Consider the following 17,854-nt stretch of genomic DNA (forward strand, 5'->3'; position numbering starts at 1 on the left):
CCTCGACTCCAACGGTATCCGAAGTTGGAACGTCAGTGCAGGATCAGTCACTCTGAATGGAACGCCGCCGCTATCTGCGGTTAGGGTTCCGATGGTCTCCGAGCCGGAAACTACCCGGAATGTCACGCTGTTGTTCCGCATATTGACTGGAGAGGTGTCGCTGATCGCACTTCCACCAGACACCTGCAGAACGCCTTCATCGATGTTGACAGTGCCCGTCTCATTGTTTGTCCCACTGAGAAGCACGGTACCAGTACCGTTCTTGGTCACGTTGGGGAACGCTGCAGTTCCATTGTTGTTGGCGCGGAGGCGGGACGCAACAGTTAGAACGCCGGCAGCGGCATTGTTTTGCGTGAGGATGAAGTCGTTGACGCCGCTGAGCAGGTTGCCACCTGTGATGGACGAGGTCGAGGTGCCAACGGTGCTCGTGGTCAGTATGCCACCGCTGGTGACGTACAGCGACTTGCCAGCCGCGACGGTGATTGTCGAGTTGGCCGACGCATCAAAACGAAGACTGTTAATCGTATTGCAGTCATCGTCTACCGTTCCGGTGTAGCCGCCGGAATTCGTGATGTTCTGGTTGCTTTGCCAGAGCGAGGCGTTGTTCTGCGTTGTATACGTGGCGACGACGACCTGACCACCGGAGATGGTGGCAAAATCATTGTCGTTCAGCGTTAACCAACCACCGACAATCCCGTTCGTCCCGGTAATGTTGTTTGTCGCTGCACCCGTGGCTGCAAAAATGGTGTTGACGTTCGGGAGGTTTACGTTGAGGGTGCCCGCAGTTCGAGTCAGTGCTCCGTTCACCGCGAAGGTGATATTCTGCCCGCCGACCGAGGTCACGTTAAGCTGCGAAGGCCCGCCAGCGACTGCTAGACCGGCTACCGTCTGAGTGCTGGGCGCGGTGGCATTACCGATCAGATTGGTAATCGCCGGGGCGTCATTGTTTAACGTTGAACCAGTCGTAAATGCTCCTGTGCCGATCTTATTGTTCGTTCCAGCGTTCGTGCTGAAATCTAGATTGAGCGTTCCTTCACGGTTCAGCGTGGTGCCCGTCAGGCTGTTGTTACCACTTAGCGTGAAAGGGACATTGATATCCTTGGTGGTGGCCGCAGCACCGGCCAAGTTCGCTGATATCGTTCCTTGATTCAAGGTTAGGGTCGTCGTGACTGTCAAGGTACCGGTACCGGTGACGTTACCCACTTCGGCCGATATGCTATCAAATCCGGCGGTAAGGACGCCCACGCTATTGGTGGTCCCAGGCGCGAGGAAGAGGTTGCCAATACCTTGGGTATCGTCACCCAGAACGATCTGATCGGCGGCACCGAACGACCCGATGGCGTTTGTTGCGTTGAGATTGATGGTTGAACCGTCACGCGCGAAGATTCGATTCGTAGTTAAGTTGTTCCCAACGATCGAACTGAGCACATTAAAGTTCGCGACGGTTGCCGTGGTATCTGCGATGAAATCCTGCGTTGTCGCGCCTGTCGCGTTCCAACTCAGACTTCCAGACCCGGAAACTGTCAGCGTACCGACGTTTATCAGGTAGTCGTCACCAACGGCCACAGTTCCCTGAAGCGTCCAAGCTCCTGTGCCGTTCTTCGTTAGATCCGCGTTAGCGCCGTCCGTCGTACCGTTGGCCAGGCTTATATCGCTAATGACACCGGTGCTTCCCGCGCCATCAAGCACAAGGCCGATACCGTTCACTCCCACGGCACCGGCGGTTGAACTGACAGCACCTGAAATTGTCAAATCAGTTGCTGCTGTTAACGAGTTATTCGCGGTGAAGGTCCGGCTGGCAGCTCCTAGGTTCAGCGGGGCCGCAATACTTGCGCCCAGGGGATTATTGGTGGCGTCGTAGATGACATTGCCGCCGAGCGTGATCGAGCCCGTGCCACCGGTGTTGAGGATGACCGGCGTGGCCGTGGGGCCGGCACCCCCGAGCGTTATGCCACCGGCTCCGAACGCGATCGTCCGACTGTTGTTGTCGAAGGTCGCAGTGGCACCAAGTGAGGCGTTAACAACAAGGGAAGAGCTTTGTGTCAACGTACCAGCCGAGCCGATCTGAAGTATTCCCTGATTGACCGTTGTGGCACCGAGATAGGTGTTTGCACCGTTCAGGACCAGCTTCGCGCTGCCCTGTTTCGTGATCGCCAGCTGGTTTTCATTGCCGGCACCGCCGCCTATCGCGCCATTGAACGTGCAGTCGCTCGTAGGAACAACGGTTAGCGTAGAGGCGGAAGTAAAACCACCCACAATTGCGTTCGTCGTGAGAGCCCCGCTGTTCAGTGTTCCAATCGTAGTGTTCGAAACTCCGCTTGCGTCGCCTAGTTGAACAACGGCATCCCGGGTTGCGTCGCCCAAGGTGAGGGCGGTGTTGGTGGGCAGGCGGTCGGTCGCTCCACTTTCCAGAACGAGACGCCCGTCCACGACATTGGTCGCGCCGTTGTAGTTGGCAATACCACCTGCACCGCGCAGAGTCACGATGCCTGTTGCCCCGGTGCCCGCATTGATGTTCAGATCTGTCGTTCCAGCAGTCCCGTCGATGCTGTTGGTGAAGATCAGGTTCGAAGCGGCATCGACGACATTCCAAGTCTGGCTGGCACCCAATTTGAAGGGTGCGTTGATTGTGACAGTCGGCGAGCCGCCTGCGGCGATCGCAATGCCGGCTGACGACGACTGCGGCGCCACTTCCAGGCGACTGGTTGTAATGGTGCCCGGATTGATGGTGACGGAAGTGGGAGTGTTGCCGGGGACCACATCGGCGGCGAAGGTCAACGAGTTGATCTTGAAGTTCTGCTCGAGCGTTGTTGTCACCGCTGCGTTGGATACGGTGTCGATCTGGAAGATGACGTCGGTCCCTGCGCCTGGAATGGATGCCGCCACACTCGAGTTGGCTTTGTCCAGCGACCAGTTGTTCGCATTCCCGTTCCACGCCGTGCTGGTCCCGCCTCCCGCCAACCCGCGCCAATAAGACGACCCGGTAATCAAGTTTCCGGTCGTGATGGACATCTGTGTGTCCGTCTTGTTGAAGGTTATCGAAGTAAAGCCGCCGGGAGTTGCGCCGAGAAGCCAGTCGCTCGCGGCAAGGTTGCCAGTCGTCAGACCACCGTCGGTCGCGGACAAAAACACGTAGGTCTGGTTTGCCTGCAAGCCGGCGTCGTTCAAGTTGAACGTGATCTGATTGCCTGTTGTGAGGCTGAGCGTACCGAGTGTAAGCAATGTCAGTCTGTCTGTATTGATCTGGTCCCCAGGGGTGGGACCGTCGCCGACGTTCAGATTAAGGAATGTGTTCGTGCCAGAAGCACTGCCGAGCGTCAGCGATGTGAGATTGGTGAGCTTGTCGCCGACGCTGTTCACCAAGCTTAGAGTGGCAAGGTTCGCCACGTTGACACTGGTGATGGACCCAGCGCCAGTAACGGGCCCGCCCAGCGTAAGCGAACTTCCCGCCCCGCTTACGCTCAGGCTTGGAGTACCATTGATCGTTCCGCCGATCGAGAGCGATCCACCGGTGACAATGGTATTGCCCGTATAGGTCGCGTTCCCAGTTACGCTGAGCCCGCCGCTGCCAGTCTTGGTGAAGTGAAGGTTGTTCTCGTTCGCGCCAATACCGCCGAGGTTGCCCTCAAACACCGTTGTCGCGGTCTGGTTGACCGTAAGCGTCGAATAGGCGGCATTGCCGCCGACGATGGCGTTGGTGGTGCCGCTACCCGCCGTGGCCAACGAACTGACGGTCTGACTTGATGCCCCCGACGCATTACCGAGCCGCAGCACGCCAGACGTTGAGGCATTACCCAGCGTGAGTGTAGAAGTCGTTGACAGGCGGTCGTTAACGCCGCCGACGGATACGAAACTTCCGTCGCGGATGACAGTGGCACCGGCCGAGCTCGTTCCAGAGAACGTCATCGTTCCTGTACCGGCCTTCGCTAGGGTACCCGTTGCGCCACTGATTGTCCCGGTGAAGGACGAGTTCAGGTTATTGATTGAACCGACCGTCAGGGTGGAAGCCGCGCTGATGGCGACCGCTCCCGTATTCAGAACTGTTGTGGCGTTATTGAGAGCCCCGATGGTCGTACTGACGCCGGCACCAATATTAAGGGTCGCGCCGTCGGCGACATCGACGCTCGCCAACGTCCCAAGCGCGGTCGCATTGGTCAGGCTCAGCGTGCCGTTACTGATATTGACGGTCGTGCCATCGACCAGGCTCGTTGCCGCACCGCTCAAAATCAGCGTGCCGTTACCCTGCTTGGTGATCGTGCGAGCGACGGCGTTGTCGTTGATACCCCCGAGTGCGACGCTGACTGCACCGCCGCCGGTGGCATTGGTCACATTGAAGGTGGGAGAGACCAGGAAGGTGGTCGAGCCGGTGAAGCTGACTGCTTCCGTGCCGCTGGTGATGTTGTTGCCCCCGCCAATGTTCAGCACGCTAGAGCCCGCGCCCATGGTGAGCCCTGCTCCCGTACCGGTGCCGATCGCCTGCACGATCCCGGCGCGGGCGGTGGCTCCATCCACAGTGATCGTTGTGGGGGTGGCCGTTACGTAGACATTTGCTCGAGCAATGCTCACCGTATCGGTCTGGATACCGAGGTTGCCACCATTGAGTTGGATCGCCATCGAGGTCGGATTGATGTCACCGACCACACTATTGCTGATGCCCTGCAATAGAAGCGTTCCGTTATCGACACGGAAGCCGGCCAGACCAGCGGCACCGCCGGTTCCAACCCCCTGCGCATCGTACGCAGAACTCGACACGGTCAAGGCCAGGGTGCCCGGACCGGTCTTGATCAAGCCACCTCCGTTCGAGGTGGCCGCGGCAGTACCGACAATCGCGCTAGCGAGTGACAGCGTCCCGCTGTCGACTTGAATCGTCCCCGGTCCGGCTTGAACGGAGAATACCTTGCCGGAATTGGCGGCAAACCCGGTCGTGACCTGCAACGTTCCGCCGCCCGTGCCGAACGTGACGTCGTTCGCGACGACACCGAGACCGAGCTCGGCATCAATCTTAACGACACCGCCGCCGCTGATCGTCGTCGTACCGGTGAACCCGTTGGTGTTGGACAGGTAAAGCGTGCCAGCACCTGTCTTGGCCAGGCTGGTGATCCCAGTCTGGACCTGGCCGCTAATCGTCACATTGCCAGGGCCCGCAACGGTAAGGCCAAACGCTCCCGTCACGTTACCGCCGACCGTTAACAGGTTGGTCGTGGAGTTATTCGTCCAAGTCTGTGACGCACCCAGAGCGATCGCGTTGTTGAGCGTTACCGCACCGGCCCCGTTCTCGACCGTAATGCCTGTCGTTGAACTTGCCGGGGTGACGGTCAGCGTGTTTCCTGCGGCGATCGACGTGGCGCTGGTCGCCGCCGCATCGAAAGTCAGGGTCTTAACCGTGAAGTTCTGGCCCAGCGTCATCGCGAAGTTGTTCGCCACCGGATTCGTTGTGTAGACGTGGACATCGGTCGTGGCGGAGGGATAAGCAAAGGTGTCAACAGCGCCTGCTGCACTGGTGCGCCAGTTTGAGATCGCCCCGCTGCCCAGGGTGTTCCAGTTACCGTCGATACCACCTGCCCAGTAGGCCGAAGTCAGGTTGGCGGTGACGACCAGAAGCTGTAGGGAACCGGCATTGTTCTGGAGAACACCCGTCTTCGTGGTGTCAACGCCAGTAGACGTGGCGACCGTAATATTGCCGATGTTGGCAATCGTGCCGCTATAGCCATTCACCAGCGTATAAACGCTGCCGACCGAGAGGGCTCCGAGTGTGTTGATGTTCAGTTGGGTCGTCGCCCCGAATACAGGGAGAACGTTCGTCGAGATCAGGTCGTTCACCCCGGAGCCGGTCGTCGTCGCCGTCGCCAGGTCGAAGTTAAGCTTGCTGAAGTTATTGGTGGTCAGACCGACGGTGTTGATGGTGAGCGTACCCGCCGTGCCCGCCGTGCCCGGGTTGAGGGAGGCGCCCTGAGCGAAACTGGTAGCTCCGTTTGTGGCGAGAGTGACGCCACCAGTGATGATCCCGGTCCCGCCCAGCGTGCCCTGAGTTGTTGTCCCGCCGTTCACCGTTGTCAGTCCGGTGCCAAGGCCCGAACCGCTGACATTGTTGACCAGCAGCGTTCCGTTGTTGACCGACGTCGTGCCAAAGGTATGCCCGCCGTTGGAAAGCGTAAGCGTACCGGTACCTGCTTTTGCCAGCGTGCCCGTGCCGGTAATGGTTCCCGTGAACGTCGAGTTAAGGTTATTTGTGACATTGCCCACGGTCAGAGTGAAGCCACCGCCGATCGTAACGTTCCCGGTGTTCAAGACCGTCGTGGAATTGCTGATCGAGCCGATCGTCTGAGATGCCCCGACGTTGAAGACTGCCCCGTCTGCGACATCTACTGCAGCCAGCGCGCCGAGCCCAGTAGCGCTAGTGGAGCTGAGCGTACCGCCCGCAATGTTAACTTGTGTTCCATTGACCAAGCTTGTGGCCGCACTACCGAACACCAGCGTACCATTGCCTGTTTTTGTGATGGTTCGAGCGACCGTTCCGTCATTTACGGCTCCCAAAGTAAGCTGGGAAACGCCACCTCCAGCAGGGTTAACAACATTGAGAGTTGTTGCCCCCGTGAGCGTAACAGCTCCCGTTGTAAGCTGTGCAGTTCCAGAGGTTACCAGCGCGCCACCTTGAACGGTGAGCTGCTTACCACCACCCAGCGTGGTGGCACCGATGCTATGAGCAACGCCCGCACCTATCGTCGCAGGATTCACCTCCACGGTGCCGTTCGCGCCTGACACGTCCAGTTTTGTTAGGAAGGTCGTTGCTCCTGCCTGCAGACGTAGTACACCCGCTCCGGCACCGCCAAAGGTCACCGTGTTTGTCGCCGGCCCGAACGCCTGGGCAACGGTGCCGACCACAATACCGTCGTTGAGGGCAATCCCGCCTCCGAAGGTGTTCACGGCGGTGAGTTGGAGTGCACCACCACCAGTCTTCAAAATGGTGGCATTGGCACCGCTGATGATCGAAGCGACGGTCAGCGTGGGCTGCTCGGTAGTGTAAACCTGCGTGCCGATCTGAATGGGGGCAATATTGAAGGTGTTATTGCCCGTCGTGGCCAGCGCCAGGGTGCCGCCGGTAATGGTCGCGGTAGTGGAGGCGTTGCTGCTGGTGGCCGTGATGGGGCTGGCGCTGTTGAGGGTGAGCGTGCCAGTCGTAAGGGTGACCGTCGGATTGCCTTCACCACCGTTGTTGTTCAAGGTCAGACTATTGACGGCAGACGAGGCGGTCGCAATCGTCAGCGACGCACGTCCATTGAGCGTGATGTCGTTCGCGGAGGCAATGTTGGTCGAGTTCACCGCCGTCACTGTGGCGGCGGTGCCCGTCACGCCGCCATTGATTGTGAAGCCACCAGCGGGGATGACGACATCCGTAGTTATGGTCGGAGCGATGGTGAGGGTGCCACGATTGACGACGGTGCCGAGGCTGTAACCATTAGCCGCCGTTAGCGTGAGTGTGCCAGCACCGTCCTTGATGAGCTTGGTCGCGCCCTGAATGACAGAGTTGATGGTGACGGTGCTCTGGTTGTTGTAAACGACAAGTTCACTGGTGCCGCTGGTGATGATGCCGCGAGTCCCGGTAGTGCCGAAACTCGTGGTGTTGTTGTTGTCGCTACGGAGGATGCCGCCGAGGGTGAGGTTCAGCGTGTCCCCGGCGTTGGTGAAAATGATGTCATTGGTGAAACCGCCGCCGACGCGCAGGAGGCCGGTGTTGGTGGTACCGCCGGGCAGAAGGACGGAAGCGTTGGCGGTGGCAGTGAGATTGGTGATCTTGCCCGACGCGAAGACGCCCGCGAGCGCAGGGGTGCTGGCGGCACTGATATTCTGCGCGGCATAAGCGGTGTACCCGCCCTGGCCAACGATGCCCACGCCCTGGCCGGCGTTGTAGGCGGCGTAGTCCGTCTGGTTTGCGACCGCCCAGGCACCAAGGATTCCTCCGCCGACCAAAGCGGGAGTTGAGGCGAAGACGATGCGCGAGTTATTCCCCTGCTGACCGAGGTTGGTCCCGGTGAAGTTGACGGTGGCACCCGGGCTGCGGGTCAGCGCACCGAAGGTGAGGTCCACGGAGCCGATGGTCTGAGTGGTCTGAACGGTGGCGGTGATGATGTTCGCCCCCTGCGCCAAGGACAACGCGCCCAGCGTCTCCGTGGCGATCGTGTTCGTGCGCTGGTTGTAGGTGATGGTGCCGCCGCGCAGGGTGATCGGCGCAGTGTCACTGAGCCGGTTGTTGTTTTGGGTCTGAAGGCTGGCATTGTTGTCGAAGGTCAGTGTGGCGTAGTTGACGTCCACGCTGGTGACGCTGGGCAGCGTTCCATCGTCACGCAGCGAGATCGTGCCGCCTTGGAGACTAAGTGTTCCAGCCACGGAGTTGGCACTCGACAGAACCAAGGTACCGGTCCCGATCTTGCCCAGGTTCATCGTGCCGGTGATCTGACCGCCAAAGTTGCCGGCACCGTTGGTGACGAACAATGGCGTACCGGCCGTGGTGGTCAGGGTGCCGCCAGTCCCGGGTAGTCCGGACCCGACGTTACCGAACGGACCCACATACTGGGTGTTGCCGTTGAGATCGAGAGTGGCGCCAACGTCCAGGTTGACTGTAGCTGGAGCGGCTGCGCCGGTGGCGAACAGGGTGTTCGTCCCGCCGTTGAGCACCAGGGTGCCGCCGGAGATGTTAGTCGTGTTGTTGTAGAATTGCGCGGCATTAAGTCTCAGAGTACCAGCACCCACTTTATTAATGCCAGCGGTTAAGAACGAGCCGTTCACATCGAGCGTGGTGCCGGAATCCACCTGAACGAAGCCAACATTGGCAGATGAAATCTGCGCAGCGTTGAGCGTGTTGTTGCCGCCGGTGTTGAGGATGCTGCCGGCAGTCAGGGTGAGGATGGTCCCGGCTGTGCCGACCGTGAGGCCGGTGCCGTTGATCTTGAGTGCGTTTATCGTGCGGTTCGCGGTGAGACCGGCCGACGCGGTAACGTTCATGGTGTCAGTGGCCGCCGCGGTGTTGATGTTGTTGGTGTTGTTGTAGGCAGTGAACGCCTGCACACCGTTGGTGACATTGTAGGTGGCAAAGTCGCCGGAAATCATCACGCGGGTCAGGACATTGCTGACCATGGTCGGCGTAGCCCAGAAGACACGATTATTCGTGCCCAAGCTCGTGATACCTGAGAGGTCGAAGGCGGAACCCGAGTTGGCGAAGCTGACCGAGGTAAAGATGAGGTCGGCGGGCGCGCTGGCGCCTGCGTTGCCGCCGGAAACATTGACCGTGGCCATGATGCCATTGACCGCGGTGGCACCGACCGTTTCAGCGGTCGCTGCAGCGCCATTGCCAACGAGGGACAGAGTGCCGCCGGCAATCGTAACTGCCCCGCCATCGAGCAAGCGGTTGCTGTTGTTGCTGCCGCTGCTGTCGAGCTGAAGGACACCGTTGGCGTTCAGGATGAAGGTGTTGCCTGTGGTATTCCAGGCACCATTGAGGCCGCTCAGGACTGTAGTGCCGCGGTTGACGGTCAGCGCTCCGTTGGCGGTGTTGTTGGCGGTAAGATTCAGTGTTCCGGTGCCGCTCATGGTGATTGCACCGGCGGTACCAGCAACAACTCCACCAACATTTGTGGTGCCCGTACCGTTGACGGTTAGAATTGCTGTCGCGCTGATGGCGGCAGTTGCACCGGTCAGGTTCAGCGTAGCCCCGCCGCTGAGGTTGTTGACCAACAGGCGGCCAGTCGTGGTGAAGGCCAGGGAGGTGGCGGCATTGAACTCCATGCTGTTCGTGCCACTGAAGGTGACCGGGTCACCGCCGAGGGTAATCGGGACGGAGATCGCGTTGGCTCCCGTCAGGGCTCCCGCGTCTGTCGTCAGCACGCCGCCGTTGAAGTTCAAGCCGGAGGTGCTACCAAGTTGGCTGACGCCGAGATCCTTACTCAGGATTAGGGTGCCCTGGGTCAGCGTCGTGACTCCGGTGTAACTGTTCGGGGAGCTGCCGTCCATTTTAAATGAGGCATTGGGATGGATCGCGATGTTCCAGGCGATCTTGCCGCCGGCGGCCGCGTTTTCCGTGATGGCTCCATTCCAGACGGTGGAGCCGAAGCCACGGATGTTGATGGTCTGCGTGGCACCAACGCTGCCGGCCTCGGTATTGACAAAGTTTCCGTTGACCGTCAGAAGGGCCTGACCCTCCAGATTGTTGCTGAGGTTCCACGCGTTGTTGCCCGCGGTTTTCGCCATCCCTGCGACGGTGATGCTGTTCTGACCGCCAAAAACTGAGGTCGAATTATTGCCTTGAATGATCGCTGAAGTCGTGAGTGCGCCACCGTAAGCAAATATGCCGCCGTTGTTTATGGTGATGGCAGTCGCGGCGCCGATGCCGTTCGTGGTCAGGCCCAAGTTACCAGCGCTAACGGTGATCGCGCCGGTGAAGGTATTGGCCGATGCGGGATTCAATATCCAAGTGCCGCCGTCGTTCTTGGCAATGTTGAGGACGTTCGCGAATGTGGCGTTGGTGCTATTCGTGAGCACCAGGTTCATCTGATTGTTGCCGGTGTTCGCGCCGCGCAGGTCGAGAGTGAGGGCGCGCGCTTGGGTATCACCGCGGGTTGTGTGGGCAAACGTGCCGGTGTTCCAGATAAGTGCACCCGAGCCGGAGGAGTCGATGCGAATGTTGCGGGTTGTCGTGAAGTTGGCGCTCGCCTGCAGCGTGAGGTTCCGATTGGCGGTTTCGCCCGAGCCGACATAGAAGAGCGGATTGAGATCGGCATCGGCTTGGTTGGAGATAAACGCGCCACTGGAACCAAGGGAACTGCTGACGCCCGTCCCGATGGAGGTGACAACGAGATTGCCCAAATCTACGCGAGTGCTGCCGGTGTAGGTGTTGGAATTGCCGAGGATGAGGACACCGCTGCCGGTCTTGACAAGAGCGTTGCCCCCTGTACCCGGGCCGCTGATCACACCCGATAGGATGCCTGCGGTGACCATGTTGCCCGTGTTGCCATTGTTATTGGTGGTGATGGTGCGCGTAGCGGCACCGATCGCGATGTTGTTAGTAATCTCTGTTTCACCAAGAGCGGTGCTGGAGCCAAGAACCAAAGACGCGGGAGTGAAACTCGTGCTGCCCCAGGTCAAATCACCTCCGCCGATGGTGACGACGAGGCGGTCCGTGGTGGCCGCGGCGAAGCCGGAAGCACCACCGGGAAGTTGAACCGTGCCGGTGCCGGCAACGGGCGCGCCGAGCGTGCGGGTGAAAGTGCCGGACGTTTCCAGGACACCACCGTTGATCACGAGCGGGCTGGAAGCGGAAAGGCCCTGCACGGCAGCCGCCGAACTGGCCACCCGCAGGGCACCACCGGAAATGGTGGTGGTACCGGTATAGGTGTTGGACGTGGCGGGATTAAGGATCCACAGGCCGCCGTCAGCCTTCGTCAGCGATGTGGCGAACGTACCACCGACCGTGTTGTTGAGGATCCTAGGGCGGAACATGTTATCGCCAATCGAACTGCCACCCAAGGTTAATGTCTTGGCTGCAGTCGTGACAAAGGCGATGTCTCCCGTGTTGCTCCAGATGAGGCTGGCATGGTTGGCACCAGTGCCTGCCGATGCGGCTTCATTGCCGTAGGTGCCGGACGACTGAATCGTGGCATTGCCAGCCAGCGAGAACAGGCGGTCCGTGCTGACGCTCGGCGTTTGGGTGGTCTGGTAGATACCGCCGCCACTGGTGGCACCAGCTGCCGCCGCGCCCGTGTAGGTGAGTGTGCCGCCGTTGAAGATGAGGTTGGAGGCTAGGTTGGAAGACGCACCAAGGCCGCTGGCGGTGCCGCCGTCGGCCAATGTGGTGACGGCCAGATTTCCGGTGTTGATAACCGTGACGCCGGTGTACGGCTGGGCACCGATGATGGCCTGGGAACGGGCGCTGGTGCCGTTGATAATGACATTCAGTTTGCCCGTACCGTCCTGCAGCGTGCCACCAAAAGTGGTGGTGCCCGTGGTGGCCGTCCCGCCAAGCGAAATGGACGATTGGGCTGTGCCGCCTGCACCGGAGTTAGTGACGAGGCCGGTGCCGGTCAAGGCACCAGTGGAGATCAACGGGAAGGTGGGGCCTCCGGTGTAGAGAGCGGTTACCGGCCCGGCGCCATTGACGTCAAGGATCCCACCCTGGCGGATCGCGGTCTGGTTGCCTGCTGTGGTCAAAACGCCAAGCGCCGCCGTGGCACCGGACATCTGGATGGCACCTTGGTTAATAGTGGTATTGCCGGTGTAGACATTGTTACCGAAGAGGATCAAGGTGCCCGTGCCAGCCTTTGTCAGCGACCCTGCGCCGCTGCTGATGGTCGTCGTGTTGGGCAATCCAGAACCAATGGTGAGGGCGTTGCCAGTGGTGAGCGCTGCACCGGAAGCAGGGGCGACCGCCGGAGAGGAACCGTTGGTCGTGATGACCAGTTCCGCGGCCGCCGTGCCAAGCGCAAACGCACCGGTGATTGAAGCAGGGTTGAGGGAGTTATCGAAGAGAACGCCGTTCGCGGTAAGGCCCAAGTCACCGCCCAAGGTCAGTGCTGCGCCACCCGTGAGTTTGAGGCTGTTTATAGAGCCCGGGGCAGCAGTGCTGGCCGCGCCGGCGATAGAGAAGTTCGTAGCTGCCGCCAAGGTGAGCGTCCCAGTCCCTGGAGTGTAGCTGGCAAACTGGCTGGCAGTGGGGCCACTGTTCACCCAGTCCACGCCATTGAAGGTGGCGTAGCCGCTCTGGATACCGTTCGTGCCGGCCGGGGCGGTGCCGTTGAAGTTGATCGTGCCCGTCCCGGGCTGGTAGTCGAGTGTAGCGCCAGGGCCACGGGTGCCGATGTCGAGGAAGGTCAGCGTAGAAGCGCCCGTGCCATTGGTGATAGAGACGACGCCGTGCCCGGCGGTGGGAACAAGGCGACCGACGACTTCGGTGCTGCTGCCGGTGGCGAAGCCGACATAATTGAACGTGCCTCCTGCGTTGCCCATCAGGGTGACGCTGTCGGTGTTAAAGATGAGATTGCTGGTGGAGTTGATGATATCGCTGGTGGCTGTCGCGGCATTGGCACGGAAGATGCCGTTGGCGATAGTTAAGTTGCCGCCGAAGTTAGGGCTGGCAGCGAGAGTCTGGCTACCAACTGCGGCAGCGTTCGCCAAGGCCGCCGCACCCGTCGCGCTAGTGACGGTGATGGTAGTACCTGAGGTGATCTGGCTAACGAACCAGCCGGGGGCAGTCATTCCCGGGCCAGTGATGGCTTGACCGGGAACAAGGTTTGCGGTTGAGGCAACAGTCAGGACGTTCCCCGTGTTTGCAGTAACGGCCAGAGAGCCTGTCGCACCACTCGCCACGCCGATGTTCACCGTTGTGCTCGTACTAACGGCCTGAGCACTCAGGATGAACTGGGTTCCGCTGAGAATCTGGGCGATTGTCGCGCCGACCGGAATTCCTGTTCCCGAAACGGGTTGGCCGACCACGAGGCCTGCGGTGCTGGAGGTGGTAACTGTCGATGTAGCGGTCGTCCCAATGGGCGTAATTGTCAGGGACGGGTTTGCCGTTCCGTAACTGGTGGGGGCGGCGATCTCCCAAGTATCGGTTCCGAACTTGTTGATACTCGTTGCGTTGGTGTTGTTCGCGATCAATCCGGTGATCTGGTTCACGATCAATGCGGGGGCATTGCCGCCGAGGTTGAGCGTTTTGACAGCCGTGCTGCTAACGCCGAAGTTGTTCGGCAGGACCAAGGCCGACGGCAGGGACCCGGACTGATTCGCCAGCAGGTAGCTGTTGGCTGCGTTAAGATCCACAATCTTGTTTGTCCAGGTCTCACCCGCGCCGGTGCCGGAAGTCCCCAGAAAGCTAAGCGCACCACCACCAAGAACCACGCGTCCCGCACTGGCGGATGTGGAGTTGAGTGAGCTAATGGTCCGGATCGCCACCGTGCCGTCATTGATGTTGGCATTTCCTGTGAAGGTCGAGGCGCCTGAACCGGTGAATGTCAATGCACCGCTGTTTGCTTTGGTAAAGGTGTGAGCTTGGCCCGTCATGTTGATCAAGCCACCCACGGTCCAGTCGCCGCCACCCCCGATCGTGAATGTCCGGGCGGTGCCACTGCTCGTCGGATTGATGTTGCCGGCGATGGCCACTGTGCCACTGGAGTTGTTGTTCAGAGTGGTGCTAGTGTTGTCCGCAATCGCCCACATGTTTGTGATGGAGTAGCCATTGCCGTTGCGTCCGTTGACGTTGAGGTTGGCGGTGCCGGCGGTGCCAGTGGCTCGAGTCAGGGTGGGGATGGTGTAGAGCAAGTTGATCTGCCCAGAACCGATGCCCAAGCCACCCGTGATGTCGTGGTCAATGAAGATGGCACTAGTGGTGTTGTCCCGGAAGGAGATGTTGCGATTGAAGCTCGACAAGGTGTCCGAGCGGACTTCCAACGCGCCATTGTTCAGGTCCACTGCTGTGGTCGCGGTATTGCTACCAAGTGCGCCGTTTGCCTGCACCCGCACGGTGCCGGCATCGATACGCAACGACTGGGCAAAGGTATTGCTCGTGTTCTGCAGCCACATCGTGGTGCTGATCAGGTTGCCTGCCTTGGCGAAACGATCGACGGCAGTGTCCGTCCCGGTCACCTGGCCGGCGATGTTCCAGTTGCCGTTGCCGAAGAATTGTCCGAGAGCACCAGTTCCCAAGTACACTGGACCGCTCACGGTGGTGGTGCCATGCGTAGCCCACGCCCGTGCCTCCGTCGCGGTCGAAGCCCCGTTCAGTCCGCCCGCGAGCGTGTTGTAGCCGATGCTGACCAGCGAACCAGTGGAATTGGCCGCGCCAGGCCCGCGACCCGCGATGCTGATCTCACGATTGAGCGTGACACCGGAAACGCTGCCGGCGGAGGCACTGCTGCCCTGGAGCACGAGCGCTCCACCCGAGTAGCCGGGGTTGCCGTTGTTCGCGAAACCGGTGATGGAGATGGCCGTGGTGCCGGTCCCGAGCTGACCGGCGTCGGTGATCACCAAAGAACCGTTCTTGATCGCGATGTCGCCGGAGAAGGAATTGGCGTTGTTGGTAAGGCGCAGAGAACCGGTGCCGGCCTTAACAAGGCCCGAGGTACCGGCGAGGGTGGAACTGATGGTCGCAACATTGGTGCCGAAGCCGGCATTGTTCACTGCGATGATGGGCGAGGCGAAGCCGGTGGGCGCACCAAGGGTGAGCGTGTTGCCGGCAATGGTGTAACCATCCGTGTCGTTGGCATTGTTGAAGGTCAGGCCGCCCGCGTTGATAGGGCCCCCGAGCGTCACCGTCCCCGCAGTTCCGGTGAAGACGGCCGTGTCGTTGAAGGAGTTCGTCCAGGTGACGTCGTTGCTCAGATCCCACCAAGAAAGAGCGGACGTGTTCCAAGTCCCTGTGCCGCCCAAGCCACCACCTGTGGTGGCGTTGTTGCCGGCTGCGGTCAAGTCCGCATCCCAGTAGTAATCGGCTCCACGGACCTGGAAGTTTCCCACCATCGCCGCCGCTGCCGCCAGCAGTGACAGCGCCTTTTGTCGCCGGCTCCGAACGCTGACCTTATTTGACCCACGCCCCGCGACGTTCGACTTGCCCATTTCCTGCTCCTTATGAAACAGATCAAAGATCTGTTATCGCCTCGCCCGATAGCCCATCAGGCGAGGCAGTCCGCTAGCGATAGATCGTGGCGTAGAGGTGGTACCGTTACCGCGGCGTTATCGCATCCGTTTTTCGCTGTTGTGCAGCGTGTTTCTATCGGACACTAAAACAGCCGCGTCACGGAAGTGAGATGTAGGGAGACGCGCAATCAAAGCGATTGAATTGAAGACCGAAAGAGTCCGGTCACGCGTTTTCTCCCACAATCCGCACAGTACCGCCAAGCCCGTACGTCACGAAGAGATGTACAACCCAGTCGCCTTCTACCTCAAGGCTTCTTGGTAGGCTACTACTAGCAATGGTTTGATGCAAAGAAAATTATCGACCGACGTCGAAGTGTGTCCCGGCTGACGAGGGCTTTTGGGTATTACTTAGGTATAATACCTATTGAAAATCAAGGGGTTTGTCGTGTTGCCTTCTCGGCCGCACTTATGGCTGCGATCGGAATCAGGAAGCAGAGTTTGGGGAGAGGGCCTGACGTCTCGATGGTCGGATTCGAGAGATGACTTAACACGCAGCTTATGTCGAGCGGTCGGTGCATGTCTCGACCGGTGAATGACGCCTCCGCAGGCGGTGCGAAGCGTCGGCCGTTCTATCCGGCCAAGGCCAGAGATCACCAACGGGAGGTGACTCATGACCAGGACGTTGGAAGGAGAATCACTTTGGCATGGGCGTGCGCCGCGATCTACGCATCAAAAGCCCCGCAGCCCCGACGACCGCCAAGCTCAACGAACCTGGTTCAGGCGTGGCACTGATCTGGACTGATGTCGTGCCACCGATGTCCACCGCCTGGACTTCCCAGGACTCACCCGTTGGGGGACTCGGAAGCGCAAAGATGGAAGTGGAAATAGGGGTGCCCGACAGATTTGCCGTCGGAACGGTGGCGACCGTGAACCACTTGTTCTTGGTGATATCGTCGATGCCAAAGCCAATAGTTACGACCTGGATCGTGAACTTATTACCAGCGGTTGCTCCTACATTGAGCCCGCTCATGGAAATCAGATCCCAATTCGTGCCCGGAGTACTTCCGGTATGGTCGCTGATCTCCCATACATAGCTGCCGCCACCCATCCAAGCCTGTTCGCCGGTGGTCAGGGTGCCAACGGAGTTGTCACCCGGGGCGACGGTCCCTCCTGAGTTGATCGACACAACGTTACCCGCCGTATTTCCAGTGGAGCCCGAGCCGCCGAGAATCCCACCACTGTTGACGGCAACCGGACCCGTTCCGGTGGCGCCGGATGCGTTGGCCAGAAGCGTTCCGCCGGAGATGACCGTGCCCCCGGTGTAGGTGCTGGTGCCGGTGAGGATCAGCGTGCCGTTGCCGATCTTCGTCAGAGCCCCACTGGTCGCGGCACCCGTTGCGCCGGTCAAGGAGAGACTGTTGGTGGTCACATTGATCGTCGCGGTCGTGGCGGCGTTGATCGTAAAGGCGCGATCCGATGTGGCAGTGGCCCCCGTGTAGCGGAGCGTACCGCCGTTAAAAACGATGTTCGACGCCGCACTGGCTGCCTGACCGAGATTACCGGCAACGCCGCCGTTGCCGATCGTCGCGACATTGAGAACGCCATCGGTAAGGGTTGTGACACCCGTGTAGGAATTGGCGAACGTGAGATCCAGGGTGCCCGCGCCGTCCTTCGTGAGGCCGCCGTTCGTGATCAAGGCGGAGACCACCATGTCGGTGGCAGCCGAACCATTGGCGATGGTGAACGTCCGAACGGCGGCATTGAGATTGATCGTGCCCGGCAGGGGACCGACGGACCCGCTATTAGTGATGTTTCCCGCGCCGTCGTCGATCAAGCGATTGCCGTTGGCGATGGTGGCGGTGCCGGCCGAACCCGTAAAACTGACGTTGGCGTTCAGGCTCAGCAGGCCGCCGATTCCTGGACTTCCGATGACCGTATCGTCAGAGCTTAACGTCAAAGTGGGGCTTGTGGTTCCAGAAAACTCGAGGCCGGAAGTGATGGTGAGCGTTCCGCCGTCGGTGTAGCGGGAATCCCCGCCGTGGATCGTGTTCAGGCCACCACTGATGTTCAACGTGCCAATGGATAAATTGTTGAAAATGTCGGTCGTGCCGCCGCTCCAATCCGAACCGCGCGACGGCGGTGAGCACCACAGGGCAAGGCCCACTGAAGCCGCCGCGGCTGCCCCGCCGATACGCGCGTAACGCCTGGCCGGAGCCTGCGCAGAGAGCACCCGTGT

1 protein-coding gene and 1 pseudogene are annotated in these 17,854 nt (G+C 60.2%); both read right to left on the minus strand.

The features are described 5' to 3' along the window. Nucleotides 1–189: 189 nt before the first annotated feature. Nucleotides 190–15,597 (minus strand): annotated as a pseudogene (locus IPV69_RS04620) (autotransporter-associated beta strand repeat-containing protein); the annotation flags it as partial. Between the two features lie 715 nt (nt 15,598–16,312). Next, nucleotides 16,313–17,848, minus strand: coding sequence for a beta strand repeat-containing protein (locus IPV69_RS04625; protein ID WP_206293747.1), 1,536 nt, complete (start codon nt 17,846–17,848; stop codon nt 16,313–16,315). Nucleotides 17,849–17,854: the final 6 nt, after the last annotated feature.

The organism is Humisphaera borealis (genome assembly GCF_015169395.1).
In the GTDB taxonomy this organism is placed as follows: domain Bacteria; phylum Planctomycetota; class Phycisphaerae; order Tepidisphaerales; family Tepidisphaeraceae; genus Humisphaera; species Humisphaera borealis.